The sequence below is a fragment of the Nonomuraea sp. NPDC004702 genome (genome assembly GCF_053601695.1).
This window is the reverse complement of the sequence record NZ_JBSGCE010000003.1, coordinates 242564-256335: the sequence shown is the minus strand read 5'-3', so window position 1 is coordinate 256335 and position 13772 is coordinate 242564. Positions and strand designations below refer to the sequence as shown.

Here is a 13772-nt window from a genome sequence, read left to right as displayed (position 1 = left end):
TGTGTTCAGCCGCCGAGGATCCGGGTGCGGTCGCCGGCCCCGTCGGAGAGGAACGACGCCAGGGCACCTCCCTCCTCGCCGACGGCGGCGCGCTCGGCCGGGGACAGGCCGCGCAGCGGCGTGACGAGCACGGTGTCGTCCTCGACGGTCCAGGTGGCCGCGACGCGGCCGTCCACCAGGACCATCCGGGCGCCGGCGACCGACAGGCCGCGGTGTTCGCGGTCGATGATGCGGCCGCGGTCGTCGTAGCCGAGTACCGCGTTGTCGAACGCCGGCAGGAACCGCACGGGGGCGGGCGTGCCGGGGTCGGGGCGCGGCGCGCCGGGCAGGTCCAGCAGTTCGCGGCCGCGTTCGTCCCGGAAGGCGACCAGCTCGTCGCGTACCGCCGCCACGGCCTTGGGCAGGCCCGCCAGGCCGGACCAGGCGCGCAGGTCGGCCGTGGCGGCGGGGCCGTACGCCGCCAGGTAACGCCGTACGAGAGCCTGCCCCACGGGATCGGAGCCGTCGGCGGACGGCGGGTCCACCTCCCGCCCCAGCCAGGACGACAGCGGCAGGTTGCGCACGCCCGCCCGCGTCCGCCACAGCCCGCGCGGCGGGAGCTGCGCCATCGGGACCAGCGCGGCGACCAGCATCTCGCCCAGCGCCCGCGGCCCCGGCCCGGGCCAGCGATCGGCCACCGCCCGCGCGAGCTGCGACATCGAGCGCGGCTCGCCGTCGGCCAGCACCGCCCATCCGGCTGCCGCGAGCTCGTCGAGGTCCACCCCGGCCAGCTCGCGGCGGTAGACCCCGAGCACCCGCTGGCGCAACATCGCGTCGTGCCGGGATCGCCAGGCCAGGACGTCGGCGGCGGTGACCAGGTGGACGGTGCGCCGCATCAGGTGAGTCCGGACCACGTCCCGGCCGGTCAGCAGGTCCGACAGCGCGGCCGGGTCGAAGGCGCGCAGCCGTGACCAGAGCCCGGTGAAGGGCTCCTGCGGCTCCTGCGCCTGCAGGCCGCACAGGTGCCCGACGGCGTCGAGGACCGGCAGGCCGGCGCGGTCGAGCAGCAACTGACGGGCGAGCGTGGCGCGGTTGAGCGCCCTGGTGCTTAGAACGGTCATCTCTTCTTCCCGTGTTCAGGGCGCTCTTCTTGCCGCGCTCAGGACGCGCCGTGCTCGACGATCCAGGTCACCCCGAAGCGATCGCGCACCATGCCGTGCAGCGGCACCCACTGCGCGGGCCCGAGCGGCCGCACGACGGTCGCGCCCGCGCCCAGCCCCTCCCAGTACGCGGCGGCCTCCTCGGCCGTGTCCGCGCCGAGCGAGACGAAGAACGCGTTCTCGCCCTGGTCCCAGGGCAGGCGGGCGGGCACGTCGTAGGCCATCAGGCGGAAGCCGCCGGGCGCGGCCACCTGGCCCCACATCACCCGGCCGGCGTCGGCGGGGTCCTGGACGTTCCCGGCGTCCGCGTAGGTCACGGTGGTGACGTCCCCGCCGAACACCGACCGGTAGAACGCGAGCGCAGCGGCGGCCTCGCCCCGGAAGTTCAGATGAATCACGACATTTACAGACATGGCAGGCTCCTCGCCGGTTCGGCTCATGGTCGCCGGGAGCCGTCCGGCCCCCGGTTGCGATGCCCATGCTGGCGGAGGAAGCGGTCAGGTTGTGGCCTCTTCTTGCGGCACCATGGGAAACATGCAGAAGACCTCGGCACGCCTGCTGGCCCTGCTCTCGCTGCTCCAGATGCGCCGCGACTGGCCGGGGGCGCTGCTCGCCGAACGGCTGGAGGTCAGCCCGCGCACCGTGCGCCGCGACGTCGACCGTCTGCGCGACCTCGGCTACCCCATCGCGGCGATCAAGGGCCCCGACGGCGGCTACCGGCTCGACGCGGGCAGCGAGCTGCCGCCGTTGCTGTTCGACGACGAGCAGGCCGTCGCGCTTGCCATCGCGCTCCAGATCGCCGCCACCGCCGGGGCGGGCATCGAGGAGGCCGCGGCGCGGGCGCTCACCACCGTCCGGCAGGTCATGCCCGCACGGCTGCGCCACCGGATCGACACCCTCCAGGTGACCGCCGTCGAACGGGCGGGCGCACGGCCCGAGCCGCAGGTGGCCGGCGGGGTGCTCGTCGCACTCAGCGCCGCCGTCCATGCCCGTGAGGTGTTGCGCTTCGACTACCCGTCGGAGGCGGACGACGGCGGCGCGCTGCCGCCGCCCCGGCGGGTGGAGCCGCACCACCTCGTCACCTGGGGCGGCCGCTGGTATCTCGTCGCGTGGGACCTCGACCGCGCGGACTGGCGCACCTTCCGCGCCGACCGCATCCGGCCGCGCACGCCCACCGGGCCGCGCTTCACCCCCCGCGAGCTGCCCGGCGGCGGGGTGGCCGCCTTCGTCACCGCGCGCTTCCGGGGCTCGGACGAGGCGGGCGACTGGCCCTGCCGCGGCGAGGTGATCCTCGCGCTGCCCGCGGCGGTCGTGTCCCGTTACGTCCGGGACGGGCTCGTCGAGGAGGCGGGGCCGGACCGCTGCCGGATCGTCATGGGATCGTGGTCGTGGCTGGGGCTGGCGGCCGCGCTCGGCAGGTTCGACGCCGACATCGAGGTCGTCGGCCCCGCCGAGCTCAAGGACGCCTTCGCCCAGCTGGCCCGCCGCTACACCGCCGCAGCCTCCTCCTGACCCCCGGCTCACTTCTCCGGGAGGCGGGCGACGTCGGAGACCGGGCCGAGATGGGCGAGCTTGTCCGGGTTGACCACCGAGTGGATCGCCTGGATCACGCCGTCGGCGACGTCCAGCTCGACCACGCCCGCCACGCGTCCCTCGGCGTCGTACATGACCGCGCCGGGGCGGCCGTTGACCCAGGCCGTCCGTACCGTGACGCCGAGCGCGCGGACCCGGCGCAGCCCCGCGACCAGCATCTTGACGACGCGGGGCGCCCCGGCCGCCGGTCTGGCCATCGCCTGGGCCTTGCCGCCGCCGTCCCCGTGCAGGACCACGTCGGGCGCGAGCATGCCGAGCAGCGCGTCCAGGTCGCCGCCGCCGGCCGCGTCGAAGAACCTGCGGGCCAGCTCCTCGCCCGCCGCCCGCCGCGCCTGGGTCGGCGCGCTGTCGCGGGACTGCCGGCCGGCGGCGACGCGCTGCCTGGCGCGGGCGAGGATCTGCCGGCAGTTCACCTCGGTCTTGCCGGTGATCCGCGCGACGTCCTGGTAGCCGTACCCGAACACCTCGCGCAGCATGAGCACCGCCCGTTCCACCGGCGACAGGGACTCCAGCAGCACGAGGAACGCCATCGACAACGAGTCGGCCAGCTCGGCGTGCTCGGCCGGTCCCGGCTCGCCGGGGTGCGCCACGACCGGCTCGGGCAACCATTCGCCCACGTACGTCTCCCGTCGCACCCGCGCCGAGCGCAGGTGGTCGATGCCCAGCCGCGTCACCGCGGTCGTCAGGTACGCCTTCGGCTCGGTGATCACGGTGCCCGCGTTGCGCGCCCTGGTCAGGCCCAGGAACGCGTCCTGCACGATGTCCTCGGCGTCGCCCACGGAACCGGTCATCCCGTAGGCGATGGAGAACAGCAGCGGCCGGTAACCGGTCACGTCCGGCTCCTCCGCCAGGGAGTCGGTCGCGTCGGCTCCTGTACCGCGGCTCATCTGCTCGGCCTTCCCGTCCGGAGGTGCTTGCGTACGACGCCCAGCAGGGTAGTCGTGCGGCTGGACCTCCTCGTGGCCAGGCAGGCCGGTCCGGTGGCGCACGGAGGTCACCACGCGATCGGGCCGAGGCGGTCGACGAAGACGCCGGTCGGGCCGTCGGGGCCCAGGGTCGCGAGCCGGACGATCGAGTCCGTGCCCTCGGTGACCGTCAGCAGGCCGGTGTGACGGTTCATGTCGGTGGCGGCGAACTTGTGGTTGGCGGTCTCGCCGGGGGTGGCGACGTTGAACTTGATGTGCGGGAGCGCGTGGGCGTACCGGACGGTGATCATGTTCAGGGCCGCCTTGGAGGAGCTGTAGGCGAGCTCGTGCATCTTCGAGACGGGCTGGTCCGGATCGGTGACGACGGCGAAGGAGCCGCCGCCGCTGGACACCATCACCACCCGCGGGTTCTCGGCGGCCTGGAGCAGCGGCAGGAAGGCGTGGGTGACCCTGACCGGGCCGTAGACGTTGGTGTCGTAGACCGCGTGGATCTCCCCGGCGGTGGCGTCCGCGGGCGGGACGGCGTTCCCCGGCGCGCCGGCGTTGTTGACCAGCACGTCCAGGTGGTCGGTGTGCTCGCGGACGAGCCGCGCGGCCTCGTTCACGGACGCGTCGGAGGTCACGTCCAGGGGGATCATGATCACGTCGATGCCGTCCTCGGCCAGCCGGGCGGCGGCGGCCTGCCCGCGGGCCTCGTCGCGGGAGCCGAGGAAGATCGTCCAGCCGAGTGCGCCGAGGCGGCGGGCGGCTTCGAGACCGAGCCCCTTGTTGGCGCCGGTGATCAGTGCGGTGGTGCGTTCCGTGTTCGTCATGCGCTCTAAGACGGAACCCCCTCCGTGGCTGTGACAGCTTGTGAGCGACGTCACAACGGGCTGGTTCCGAGCTGGGGTACAGCCTGGCTTCGGTCGACGACCGTCACCGACTTCCGTGCCGGGTTTGCCGGTGGGGGCTTCCGAAGAGCATCGGTGGTCCTTCTCCGGTCGCGTCGCCACGGCCGCTGAAGTCGCCGGGTGGTGGGATGGCACCTCGTCATGCCGCGAGGGCGGCCACCACCTTGTCCGCGAGCCGCTGCAGGCGGGCCGGGTCGGCGGGGGCCTGGCGGACGGTGGTGCTCCAGTAGAGGGGGCCCGCCAGCAGGTCCAGGCCGAGTTCGAAGTCGGTGTCGGGCGCGAGTTCTCCGCGTTCCACGGCCCGCCGCAGGACGTTGACCGCCTTCTCGCGTCGAGCTCCACCGACCCTGTCGCGCAGGGAGTCGGCGATGTTGGGATGGTGGACGCCCGCGGCGAACAGGTCGGGCAGAATGCGCGACACCAGTGGATGCCGGAGCGCCTCGTCGACTGCGGTCAGGAAGGCCAGGACGTCGCCGCGCAGGGTTCCGGTGTCGGGGGTGTCGGTTGCGGCGATGGAGACTTGGGTGATCAGGTCGATGGTCACGGCTTCCTTGGACGGCCAGCGCCGGTAGATGGCGGCCTTGCCCGAGCCGGCACGCCGGGCCACGGCCTCCAGCGACAACCTTCCGTAGCCGACCTCGGCGAGCTCTTCGAGGAAGGCAGTGCGGATCGCGTCGGTGACGGCGCCCTGAAGCACGGGCCCGCCGGGCGGGCGAGCTGCTGGCGATCGACTCATGCCGCCGAGCTTACCCGAGACGGAACGGTTGCGTCTCGGGTCGGGCCGGGGCTATGGTGCGACATGTCGAGACGGTCGCGTTCCGTCTCGCTCCATGAGGGGAGTCCGCCGTGAAGTTCCTCTTCGAGTCCCTTCGTACGGCGTGCTTCGCTCCCCACGGCGGGCCGACCTGGGCGAGGTGATCGGAACCGCACGGGCCATCCCGGCCGGCGACGAGGACGCCTGGTACCGACAAGCGCACCAGCGAACGCAGATGTGCGGCCGGAGCATGGGCTCGCTCCCGAGAGGTCGGCCTTCTTCACTGATGCGATCTTCGCGATCGCGATGACGCTGCCGGCGGTGGCGCCGGAGCTCCCGGACGAGGAGCAACGGGGAGTCCGGGGCTGTGGGACTTCCTGGTCGACCAACGGGGGCTCCCATTGGCGTTCGCGCTGGCGTTCGTCCTGCCGTGGTGGGTGTGGCGCCGCCACCACCAGCTGAAGGACGTCGTCCGCCGGCTGGCGAAGGGGTTCGCGTTCCGGCACGCGCCGGTCCTGCTCCTGGCCGCCTTCCTGCCGTTCCCGACCGCGGTGATCGGCGCATCGATCGCCAACCCGATGGCGCGGACCCTGTTCGCCGCTACGGCGGACCCCTCGCCGTCCGCCTCTCGCCCGCCCGATTCAAAGCCGGGGCAACCCGTGAACCTCAGCGGTGAACCCGGGCCGGACCTGATCAATCCCCAAGCACGATGAGTACCGAAAAGAGCAACCAGATGACCGACACCATCGGCCGGATCGACCCGGCCGTCCACATGACCACGACCATCGTCAAGGGCATCACCGACGAGCGGCTCACCGCCCCCACACCCTGCGCGGGATGGGACGTGCGCACCGAGCTCAACCACCTCGTCGGCGGCATGCGCATCTTCGCCGCCGAGCTCACCGGCACCGACCCCGGCGGCCGGCACGAGGATGACTGGCTGGGCACCGACCCGCAGGGCGCCTTTCTCGGAGCCGCCCGGCTCGACCTCGCGGCCTGGCGCCGCGAGGGTGCCCTGAAGACGACCGTGCGGCTGGGATTCGGGGAAGTGCCCGGGCCGATGGCCGCACTCATCCATCTGACCGAGGTCCTGGTGCACGGCGTCGACCTGGCGATCGCCACCGACCAGGAAACGCTGGTGGACGAGCATGCCTGCGACGACTTGCTCGCCACCATGCGCGGCATGGACTTCGACGCCTTCCGCCGCCCCGGAATGTTCGGCCTCGAACTTCACCAGCCCGCAGGCGCACCCGCCCACCGGCGGCTGCTGGCCTTCCTCGGCCGCGACCTCGCCCCGCATCGGGCCAGGTGAGGCGTGGCCGGCTCGGGCGGCGCAGCATGGGCTCTGCCGTCCGGGGCCCAGTTGAGCCGGGATATCAGTAGCTCGGCCACGTTGAGCGGTGCGATCTACACGGGTGCGGGGTAGCGACGAGATTTGGCTCGACCTTCGACTGTGGCCGGCCTCCAAGGCCGGCCACTCGGGTCGGAGCGACCGGAGGTGCGGTGGCTCTGCGTAATCAAGGGCGCTTCGAGCTCGACCTGACCCGCCACGTGGAGCTGGAGGTCGTCGCCGGTCCGCCACGGTGACCGGCGCGGCGAGGGCGGACCACTGGTCGGTGAAGGTCCGCCCGGATCACGAGCGGCGCTTTCTTCAGCCTCTGCGGCTGCTCATGTGGCGATCATCGAGAAGACGGCCAGGTCATGAGCCTCGCACCCGTCGCGCTCCGCGACCCGCACCGTGCCCTCCCGCTGGTATCCGGCCTTCTCGGCAACCCTTAGGGAAGCGGCGTTGTCGGTCCGGGAGCGCAGCTGAACACGCCGTATCCCATCGTTGACGAGCGCCCACCGTCCAACCGCGCGCGCGGCCTCGGTCGCGTAGCCGCGACCTCGCTGACCAGTGTGAATTCCGTAACCGATCTCGGTACGGCCGGCCTCCCAGTCTGTGTCGCGCAACCCGACACTGCCGACGATCTCGCCGGTGGCCTGCTCCACGATCGCCAGGTGTACGCCCTCGCTGTCCAGCCGTCGCCGGTGCACGGTGTCGGTCAGCCACCCGTGCACGTCGGCGACCGTCTGTGGAGAGCCGGGCGGCAGGGCCGTTCGATCCCCGGAGGCCACGAATGCCGCCACAGGCACGGCATCCTGCGGCCCGAACTCACGAATCACCAACCCATTGGAGATGATCTTCACTGGAGGAAACACGATGTGCAGTTTAAGTCCCTCACCTGGTGCGCGATGTGCCGGATTGCCGGATCCCGGGCGGCTCGCGAGCGGCGGCAGGTGTTCCGTCTTCCCGCCAATCCCTGTGCGTCGGAGCGGAATCCGGCATTGACGACGTTCGGCGGCCCGCGACGGCAGGGGTTCACTGACCCGAAAGAACGCAGCTGACGCCGGATTCCGGTCCAAATCTCTCTGACCCCGGTCTCCTTGACGCCCTCGTCGCAGCCGTCTCGCGACGTCGGCCCCCGTGGGCAGCGGGCCGGGTGGCTACGAAGTCGAGGCGCCCGGCGATTCAAGCGAGCCGGGACTTGATCGTCGGAGCAGCTTCCCCGAAGCCGAGACGTTCGACGATTCGATCGAGCCGGGGCTTGATCGTCAGGCGCGCTCACCTCGGAGTCGAGGCGCTCGGCGATTCGACCGAGCCGGGAGTTGATCGCCAGGCGCGCTCACCCCGAAGCTCCGCCCTGTCTCCTTGATCGCCCCGGGCGACGGCGCGAACGCCGCCATGATTCCGCGGCCCTCACGATGTGCGGCGCCGTGCCACTCCTTGACAGCCGGTAATTCGACGGCCGGCTCCGCCGGCACGACAGGGACGAACAGCCACCGCCGGCGGCCGCAGGCGGGCGCACGCGCAGCCACGGCGGGCGCGTCCTGGCACAGCAACGCACGGTCACCGCGTGCGGGCTCATAACGGTGTTCACGCTGCCCTGCCAGCCAGCCCTGCGCACCGTGTGGCGCGACGTGGCGCTGAGCCCGGGTGTTCACGCTGCCCCGCCAGCCAGCCCTGCGCACCGCGTGGCGCGACGTGGCGCTGAGCCCGACGAGGGTGGCGCGAATCTTACGAGGCGGTCATCGTCCTGTGAGTGTGCGCGCGGGAACGTGGAGCTGGTGGTCACGCCCGGCACGGTGGCGGACGCTGGCACGGCGGCGGACACGAACGAACTGTCGGTGCGGCACGGCATTGTGGTGAGCGGCGGAGATGCGAAGAGGGCGACACGCCGGAGACGTTGCATGTCCATCCGGTGGGCCGGAGGCGGCGCGGCCGGGTCTGCGTTCAGTGGCGGACGTCCGGCCGTTCACGCGGGCAGGACGCTGACCTGCGGTGGCGAGGTCCTACCGATCCTGGACGTCGCTGCGGCGGCGACTTCATCCCGACCTCGCATGCGCATGGTCAATTTCTGGATTTGAATTTCCAGAAATTAGAAAATGTTAGGGTGTTGCCGTGACTGCGGAGGTCGGCGTGGTGACGCCTTGCAAGCATTGTGGAGCTCCCATCGAGCAGCGGCCGGGGCGCGGGCGGCCGAAGTCGTACTGTCCGGAGAAGGGGTGCCAGGCGGCGGCCAAGCGGGAGCGCGAGCTGCGGCGGGCCACCCCCGGGCTGGAAGGAGCGCTGGCCAGGGCCGAGCAGTTGTACGACCGGATGGAGACCGGGCTTCTCGCGGCCATCGAGCCGCTGGCCAAGGCCCTGTCCGACGAGCTGAGCCCGGCCGGGGTCGAGGCCAAGCTGAGCGCCGTCCAGGCAGAGGCGCACACGCGCGTGGCGATCGCCCGCACCGAACGTGAGCAGGCCTTCGAGCAGGTACGCCTGGCCCGTGAGGCCACCGAGCACGCGCGCCGGCAGACCGCCGAGATGCGAGCCCGGCTGGAGGAGGCCGAGAACGAGCGCGAGACGGCGCTGCAGGACGCCGAACGCGCCCGCGAGCAGGCCCTGGCCGCGTTGCGCGAGGCGGCCAGCACCGAACGGCAGGCGTTGCAGACCGCCGAGAAGGCGGTCCGGCGGGCCGAGCAGGCCGAACGACGGGTGAAGGAGGCGTCGCGCCAGGCGGAGCTGACCGAGCAGACCCGGGATCAGGTCGTCCAGGAGCTGGCCGAGCAGGCGGAGGCGGCCGAGGATCGGGCCGAGGAGGCGCGGGCGCAGGCCGTACAGGCCGGGCTGGAGGCGGACCGGGCGCGGGAGGAGAGAGATCGCGCCCGGGAGGAGGCGGCGGCGGCCGGGCGGGCGCGCGAGCTGGCGGAGCGAGCGGTGATCGCGGCCACGGCCAGGGAGGAGGCGGCCGCGCAGGAGCGGGAGCGAGCCGTTGAGCGGGCCGAACGTGCCGAGCGTGCGGCCGCAGAGGCCGAGCGGGACCGGGCGGTCGCACAGCGGGAGGCCGCCCAGGCCGCGACCGAGGTGGGCGACCTGGTCCGGAAGCTGGCGGCCGCCGAGGAGGACGCCGCCGCGGCGCTGGCCAAGGAACGCAGACAACACGCCCGGGAGAAGGTACGGGCCGCGGCGGCGGTCAAGGAACGCGACCAGCTGCTGGGGGAGTTGCGGCTGGAGCGCATGCGCCTGGCGGACGTACGGGCCGAACTGGACGCCGCACGCGCCGAGGCCGCCCTCCTACGGGAACGAGCGGTCGCCGCCGAACTCACCCAACGAGCCCTCGGCCCCGAACCACAGGCGACACAGGCCGACTGACCGCGGGCGACACCGGGCAACGGACTTGCGGGCAGCGCGGACCGGGCATCAACCAGAAACACCCGCCCGGCCGCAGACAACCAGAACCACACGCCGCACCGCGCGCCGCAGACAACCAGAACCACACGCCGCACCGCGCGCCGCAGACTGCCCGAACCGCACTCCGGACCGCACCTCGGACCGCGGGCTGCGCGACTCGGACCTCGTAGCTCGCGGGCGGCGAAGGCGATCAGGTCGCCGCGGTGGTCATGGCGCCAAAGACTCGGTCCGATCGTCCCTGGAGGCCTACTCCTCCGGCTCCCAGGCGCGGAGCAGGTCGAGCAGCGTTGCGTCTCCGTCAACGTGCAAGGAGTCGGCCTGGATACGGTCGTACAGGTAGAGGACCAACTCACTGGCCGTGCCGTGGACGGAGGCGCCGGCTGCGTCCCAGTCCTCGCCGGGCGCGGCAGTGGGCGCGGGGATGCGGATGGAGCGTGCGCCGTCGCCGTCGACCGTGAGGCGCCAGGAGCGGCCCTCGGCGGCGTGGAAGTCGAAGGCTGTGGGCTTGTGCGGCCAGGCGCTGGGCGTCGCGACGCAGGTGAACAGGAACTCCTCGACACCGTCGAGGGCGACCTCGGCCGGCACCGGCTGCGGGGCGCCCGCGGCGAGCTGGGCGTCGTACGTGTGCACGGCGCTCTCCTGAACCCGGTGCCGGGCGACTCCGCCGGAGGTCCGTGGCGTCTGCAGGGCACTCCACCACGCCCAGCAGCCGGCGTCCGGGCCCGCCTCCCGCAGCACGTCCAGCAGAAGTCGCGTGGACTCCTTAAGCCAGGCCAGCAGGGCCTCGCGCTCCCGCGGCACTTCCAGCGCGGCGCGCGCGGCGGCGGCCTCGGCCGGGGGAGCGTCGGCAGGCCCCGCGCCGACGATGGCGGCCCAGAAACGGTCTCCTCCCCCCAGGTGCTTCACCAGATCGAAGAGCTTCCACGCGGGGCAGGTCGGCACCGGTGCGTCGAGACTGGGCGCGGCGGCGACCGTGGCGCGGAAGGCGGTCGACCGTTCATCGATCAGTCGCAGCAGGTCAGGGAACTCCAGGTTCTTTTCCACGCCGGATGTCTATCACCGTCGATTCCGGGACCGGTAAGCGGAGCGGTTCGGTCAATGCGCACGAGGCCGCGGCGGAAGTGGTCAAGTGGTTGGGGCTGTGCACTGAGCATGCGGTCACCGATTGCGAGGACTGTTCGAAGGCCTGCCAGGCACGTTCGGCGAGTGATGGGAAGGCCCGGAGGTGCAGGGGCATGCTGGAGGCATGAAGGATGATCAGGTAGCCGCCGCTGTCCGTGTGCTGATCAATCAGTACGACCCCGAAGGCCTGTTGGGCATGGGGGCTCCCGAGGACGAGTACGACCCTGAAGTGCGTGATCTGACCGCTTTGGTGCGCGGTGAGGAAGAGGTCACAGCCGAGGTTGTGGGCGCGGTCTGGAACCGATGGTTCAACGAGGTCTCCGAGTGGAGCACCCGGAAACCTGAGCAGGTCAAGGAGGTTGCGGCCGCGCTGGAGAGGCTTCGTGGCCGGCAGCAGCGGTCGAATCTGCCGTGATCACAGGGCTCGCGATCGCCGGCTCGGCGAACGGGTCGTCATTCAGGTGGTTGCCCGAGCGTCGCCGGTGTCTCCCAGGCCGTCAGCTGCCTGGCGCTGAGGTCCAGTCTGGTGACGACCTCGGTGAGGGCTCTGGCAAGAGTGCGTTCGGGCGGAGTCATGACGGGGGCTCGTTGGGCGCTGAATTGGGGCCGTGGGGGCTTCGGCGGCCTTCACTGCGGCCGAACGGCGACCGATTCGGCGGAGAGCGTGACCTCGACGGTGATGCGCGGATTGTCCGGCTGCGGGAGCTGAAGACCACGCTTGAACTCCTCGGCATCGTCCGGCATCACCTTCGGCTGGATTGTGACCTTGACCTGGCCGGTCTCCTCATCTGGGTGCGCCGTCATCGTGGCCACCTCAGGACGGGACCGGAGCCAGGAGACGACCGTCTCCTGGGCCTGCCGGAGCTCCGAGGCCGAGAATCCCTTGCCGCCGATCAGGGTGACCTCCAGGGGGAGGGTCCTGGCCAGCTCGATCGCGCGAGCCGGGATGGGACCCTTGAAGCCGACGCGCAGCCCCCGCTGGCCGTCGACGTAGCTGACGCCGGAGATCTCGTCAGGGAACTCCGCATGCAGTTTGTCGATCACCTGGCTGTTGGACGACTGTGAGCCGAAACGGTCGATGGCCTCCTCGTAGGAGATGCCCTCCGATCTGGCGACGGCCCCGAGGTCGACCAGCTCGGCGTAGGGGATGCCGTCGATGACCATGTCCGGGTCGGTCACGGCAGGGTCGTAACCCTCGAAGTCCGTCGGCCTGGGGGAGGAGGTGGCAGCCACCCGGGTCGCGTACCGCTTGACGACCTCCTCCAGGGGGCGGCCCGACGACGCCGCCTCTCGCTTGAGCCGCTCCAGGGTGGGCCGATGCGCTTTGGGCTGGTCGGCCCGCGGCAACACGATCGTCTCGGTCCCGGCCACAGAAGGCACCGGGCCGGCACCGGACTGGCCGCAGGCGCACAACGACGCGAGCAGCGCGATGACGGTCAACCGCGATCTCTTCATACCAAGAGGACGCCCCGCCGGCCTGGAGGGTTCAGCCAGACATCCCGTCCAGTACGGCGAAGCCCGTTCATCGAAGTGCGCCTCCAAGGCGGACCTTGCGTGCCCACCATGGAGGCCGCGGCTCCCGGCCCTGCGGGAGACCAGGTGGGCGGGCGATCCGACATCACTGCGCCCTTCCTGAAGGTGAAGTCAGCGGGAGCTCCGGTGGGCGGCGAGGGCTCATGGCTGCTGGTTCGCGGCGAGTGTTCCTCCTCGGCCCGGATACCCGTGCCGGACGCTGCGGATGACCGCCACGCCGTACCGGTTCGGCTACCCCGGCCACCGAACGGAGTGGCTGTGAGCGGCATCCTCCTCGGCCGAGGACGTCTGTCGATTGCGCCGAGGTCGGGACGGACCCGCGCGACGAGGACGCCTTCCCCGGAATCCGGTGGGGGCGGAGGTGAACCGTGGCCCGCCAAGGGCGCGGCCACGGTGGCGCGATGCGGGTCGAGCCCTAGTTGGTTCGGGCCGTCCTGGCGGCCTGCTCGATCTTCGCGCAGTAGGCGGCACGGGCTGCCTCGTCGATCTGCTCCTCGTATTCGGCGCGCGACCCGGTCCGGCCGTCGAGGCCCTCGCGCAGGATGTCGGCGTGCCCGGCATGCCGGGTGGACTCGCCGAGCACGTGGACCATGATGGCGAACAGGTTCATGTGCCAGGCCGGCGTTGACTCCGGCCACCACGGCACGTGGCCGGGGGCGTCGAGGGGCAGCTCGTTGATCGTCGCGTCCGAGTGTTCCCACGTGCGCCGGTAGAACCCGATGATCTGATCGCGAGTCTCGTCCTCGGTCGCCCACAGATCGCTGCCGTCGGAGTCCTGCCATCGGGGCAGCGGTTCCGGGGAAGGGCGGTCGAAGACCTCGCCGAAGTACCTGGCCTCGACGGTGGCCAGGTGTTTGACCAGGCCGAGGAGGTTGGTCCCGGTCACTGTCAAAGGTCGGCGGGCGTCGTATTCGGACAGGCCGTCGAGTTTCCAGAGCAGCGCCTTGCGGTCCCGTCGCAGTCTCTCGTGGAGGTTGTCCTTCGCGAAATCGTCAATCATGGGTCACGATCCTGTCAGGCTGCGCCCCCGCTGGAGACGGTGGCGAAGCGTGTGTCGCCCAGCGCTGGACGGCTGGAGGCGTGGACGCGCGTACCTGC

14 protein-coding genes are annotated in these 13772 nt (G+C 71.7%); 5 read left to right on the top strand and 9 right to left on the bottom strand.

Going from position 1 to position 13772, the window contains the following annotated elements:
* Positions 1 to 5 precede the first annotated feature (5 nt).
* Both ACWEJ6_RS06135 and ACWEJ6_RS06130 read right to left on the bottom strand, forming a co-directional pair.
* Positions 6 to 1100 (bottom strand): winged helix DNA-binding domain-containing protein, encoded by a 1095-nt coding sequence (locus ACWEJ6_RS06135; RefSeq protein ID WP_452421686.1) that lies wholly within the window; start codon positions 1098 to 1100, stop codon positions 6 to 8.
* A gap of 38 nt (positions 1101 to 1138) precedes the next feature.
* Positions 1139 to 1552: a VOC family protein gene (locus ACWEJ6_RS06130; RefSeq protein WP_452421684.1), complete on the bottom strand. Its 414-nt coding sequence runs from the start codon at positions 1550 to 1552 to the stop codon at positions 1139 to 1141.
* A gap of 121 nt (positions 1553 to 1673) precedes the next feature.
* Here ACWEJ6_RS06130 and ACWEJ6_RS06125 point away from each other — a divergent pair, with 121 nt between their 5' ends.
* A complete protein-coding gene (locus ACWEJ6_RS06125) occupies positions 1674 to 2651 on the top strand; it encodes a helix-turn-helix transcriptional regulator (RefSeq protein ID WP_452421683.1) in 978 nt (325 codons plus the stop codon).
* An 8-nt stretch (positions 2652 to 2659) separates the two neighbouring features.
* On the opposite strand, the gene ACWEJ6_RS06120 is transcribed toward ACWEJ6_RS06125, so the two are convergent.
* The 3 genes from ACWEJ6_RS06120 to ACWEJ6_RS06110 all read right to left on the bottom strand — a co-directional run bounded on the left by ACWEJ6_RS06120 (position 2660) and on the right by ACWEJ6_RS06110 (position 5284).
* Entirely contained in the window at positions 2660 to 3619 is a 960-nt protein-coding gene (locus tag ACWEJ6_RS06120; RefSeq protein ID WP_452421681.1) for an RNA polymerase sigma-70 factor, read from the bottom strand.
* Positions 3620 to 3726: 107 nt separating this feature from the next.
* Entirely contained in the window at positions 3727 to 4470 is a 744-nt protein-coding gene (locus ACWEJ6_RS06115; RefSeq protein WP_452421679.1) for an SDR family NAD(P)-dependent oxidoreductase, read from the bottom strand.
* Between the two features lie 217 nt (positions 4471 to 4687).
* Positions 4688 to 5284, bottom strand: a complete 597-nt coding sequence (locus ACWEJ6_RS06110) for a TetR/AcrR family transcriptional regulator (RefSeq protein ID WP_387674825.1) — start codon at positions 5282 to 5284, stop codon at positions 4688 to 4690.
* 419 nt (positions 5285 to 5703) lie between these two features.
* Here ACWEJ6_RS06110 and ACWEJ6_RS06105 point away from each other — a divergent pair, with 419 nt between their 5' ends.
* Positions 5704 to 6015: a hypothetical protein gene (locus ACWEJ6_RS06105; protein WP_452421677.1), complete on the top strand. Its 312-nt coding sequence runs from the start codon at positions 5704 to 5706 to the stop codon at positions 6013 to 6015.
* A gap of 20 nt (positions 6016 to 6035) precedes the next feature.
* A complete protein-coding gene (locus tag ACWEJ6_RS06100; RefSeq protein WP_452421675.1) occupies positions 6036 to 6614 on the top strand; it encodes a TIGR03086 family metal-binding protein in 579 nt (192 codons plus the stop codon).
* Between the two features lie 356 nt (positions 6615 to 6970).
* On the opposite strand, the gene ACWEJ6_RS06095 is transcribed toward ACWEJ6_RS06100, so the two are convergent.
* Entirely contained in the window at positions 6971 to 7492 is a 522-nt protein-coding gene (locus ACWEJ6_RS06095; RefSeq protein ID WP_452421673.1) for a GNAT family N-acetyltransferase, read from the bottom strand.
* Between the two features lie 1450 nt (positions 7493 to 8942).
* On the opposite strand from ACWEJ6_RS06095, the gene ACWEJ6_RS06090 reads away from it, so the two are divergent.
* Positions 8943 to 9980, top strand: coding sequence for a hypothetical protein (locus ACWEJ6_RS06090; protein WP_452421671.1), 1038 nt, complete (start codon positions 8943 to 8945; stop codon positions 9978 to 9980).
* Positions 9981 to 10265: 285 nt separating this feature from the next.
* On the opposite strand, the gene ACWEJ6_RS06085 is transcribed toward ACWEJ6_RS06090, so the two are convergent.
* Positions 10266 to 11063 (bottom strand): maleylpyruvate isomerase family mycothiol-dependent enzyme, encoded by a 798-nt coding sequence (locus ACWEJ6_RS06085; RefSeq protein WP_452421669.1) that lies wholly within the window; start codon positions 11061 to 11063, stop codon positions 10266 to 10268.
* A gap of 202 nt (positions 11064 to 11265) precedes the next feature.
* Here ACWEJ6_RS06085 and ACWEJ6_RS06080 point away from each other — a divergent pair, with 202 nt between their 5' ends.
* On the top strand, positions 11266 to 11556 hold the full coding sequence (locus ACWEJ6_RS06080) for a hypothetical protein (RefSeq protein WP_452421667.1): 291 nt from the start codon (positions 11266 to 11268) through the stop codon (positions 11554 to 11556).
* 212 nt (positions 11557 to 11768) lie between these two features.
* On the opposite strand, the gene ACWEJ6_RS06075 is transcribed toward ACWEJ6_RS06080, so the two are convergent.
* Complete coding sequence (locus ACWEJ6_RS06075; protein WP_452421665.1) at positions 11769 to 12581, bottom strand: hypothetical protein; 813 nt, start codon at positions 12579 to 12581, stop codon at positions 11769 to 11771.
* A gap of 508 nt (positions 12582 to 13089) precedes the next feature.
* Positions 13090 to 13674 (bottom strand): DinB family protein, encoded by a 585-nt coding sequence (locus tag ACWEJ6_RS06070; RefSeq protein WP_387674844.1) that lies wholly within the window; start codon positions 13672 to 13674, stop codon positions 13090 to 13092.
* Positions 13675 to 13772 lie beyond the last annotated feature (98 nt).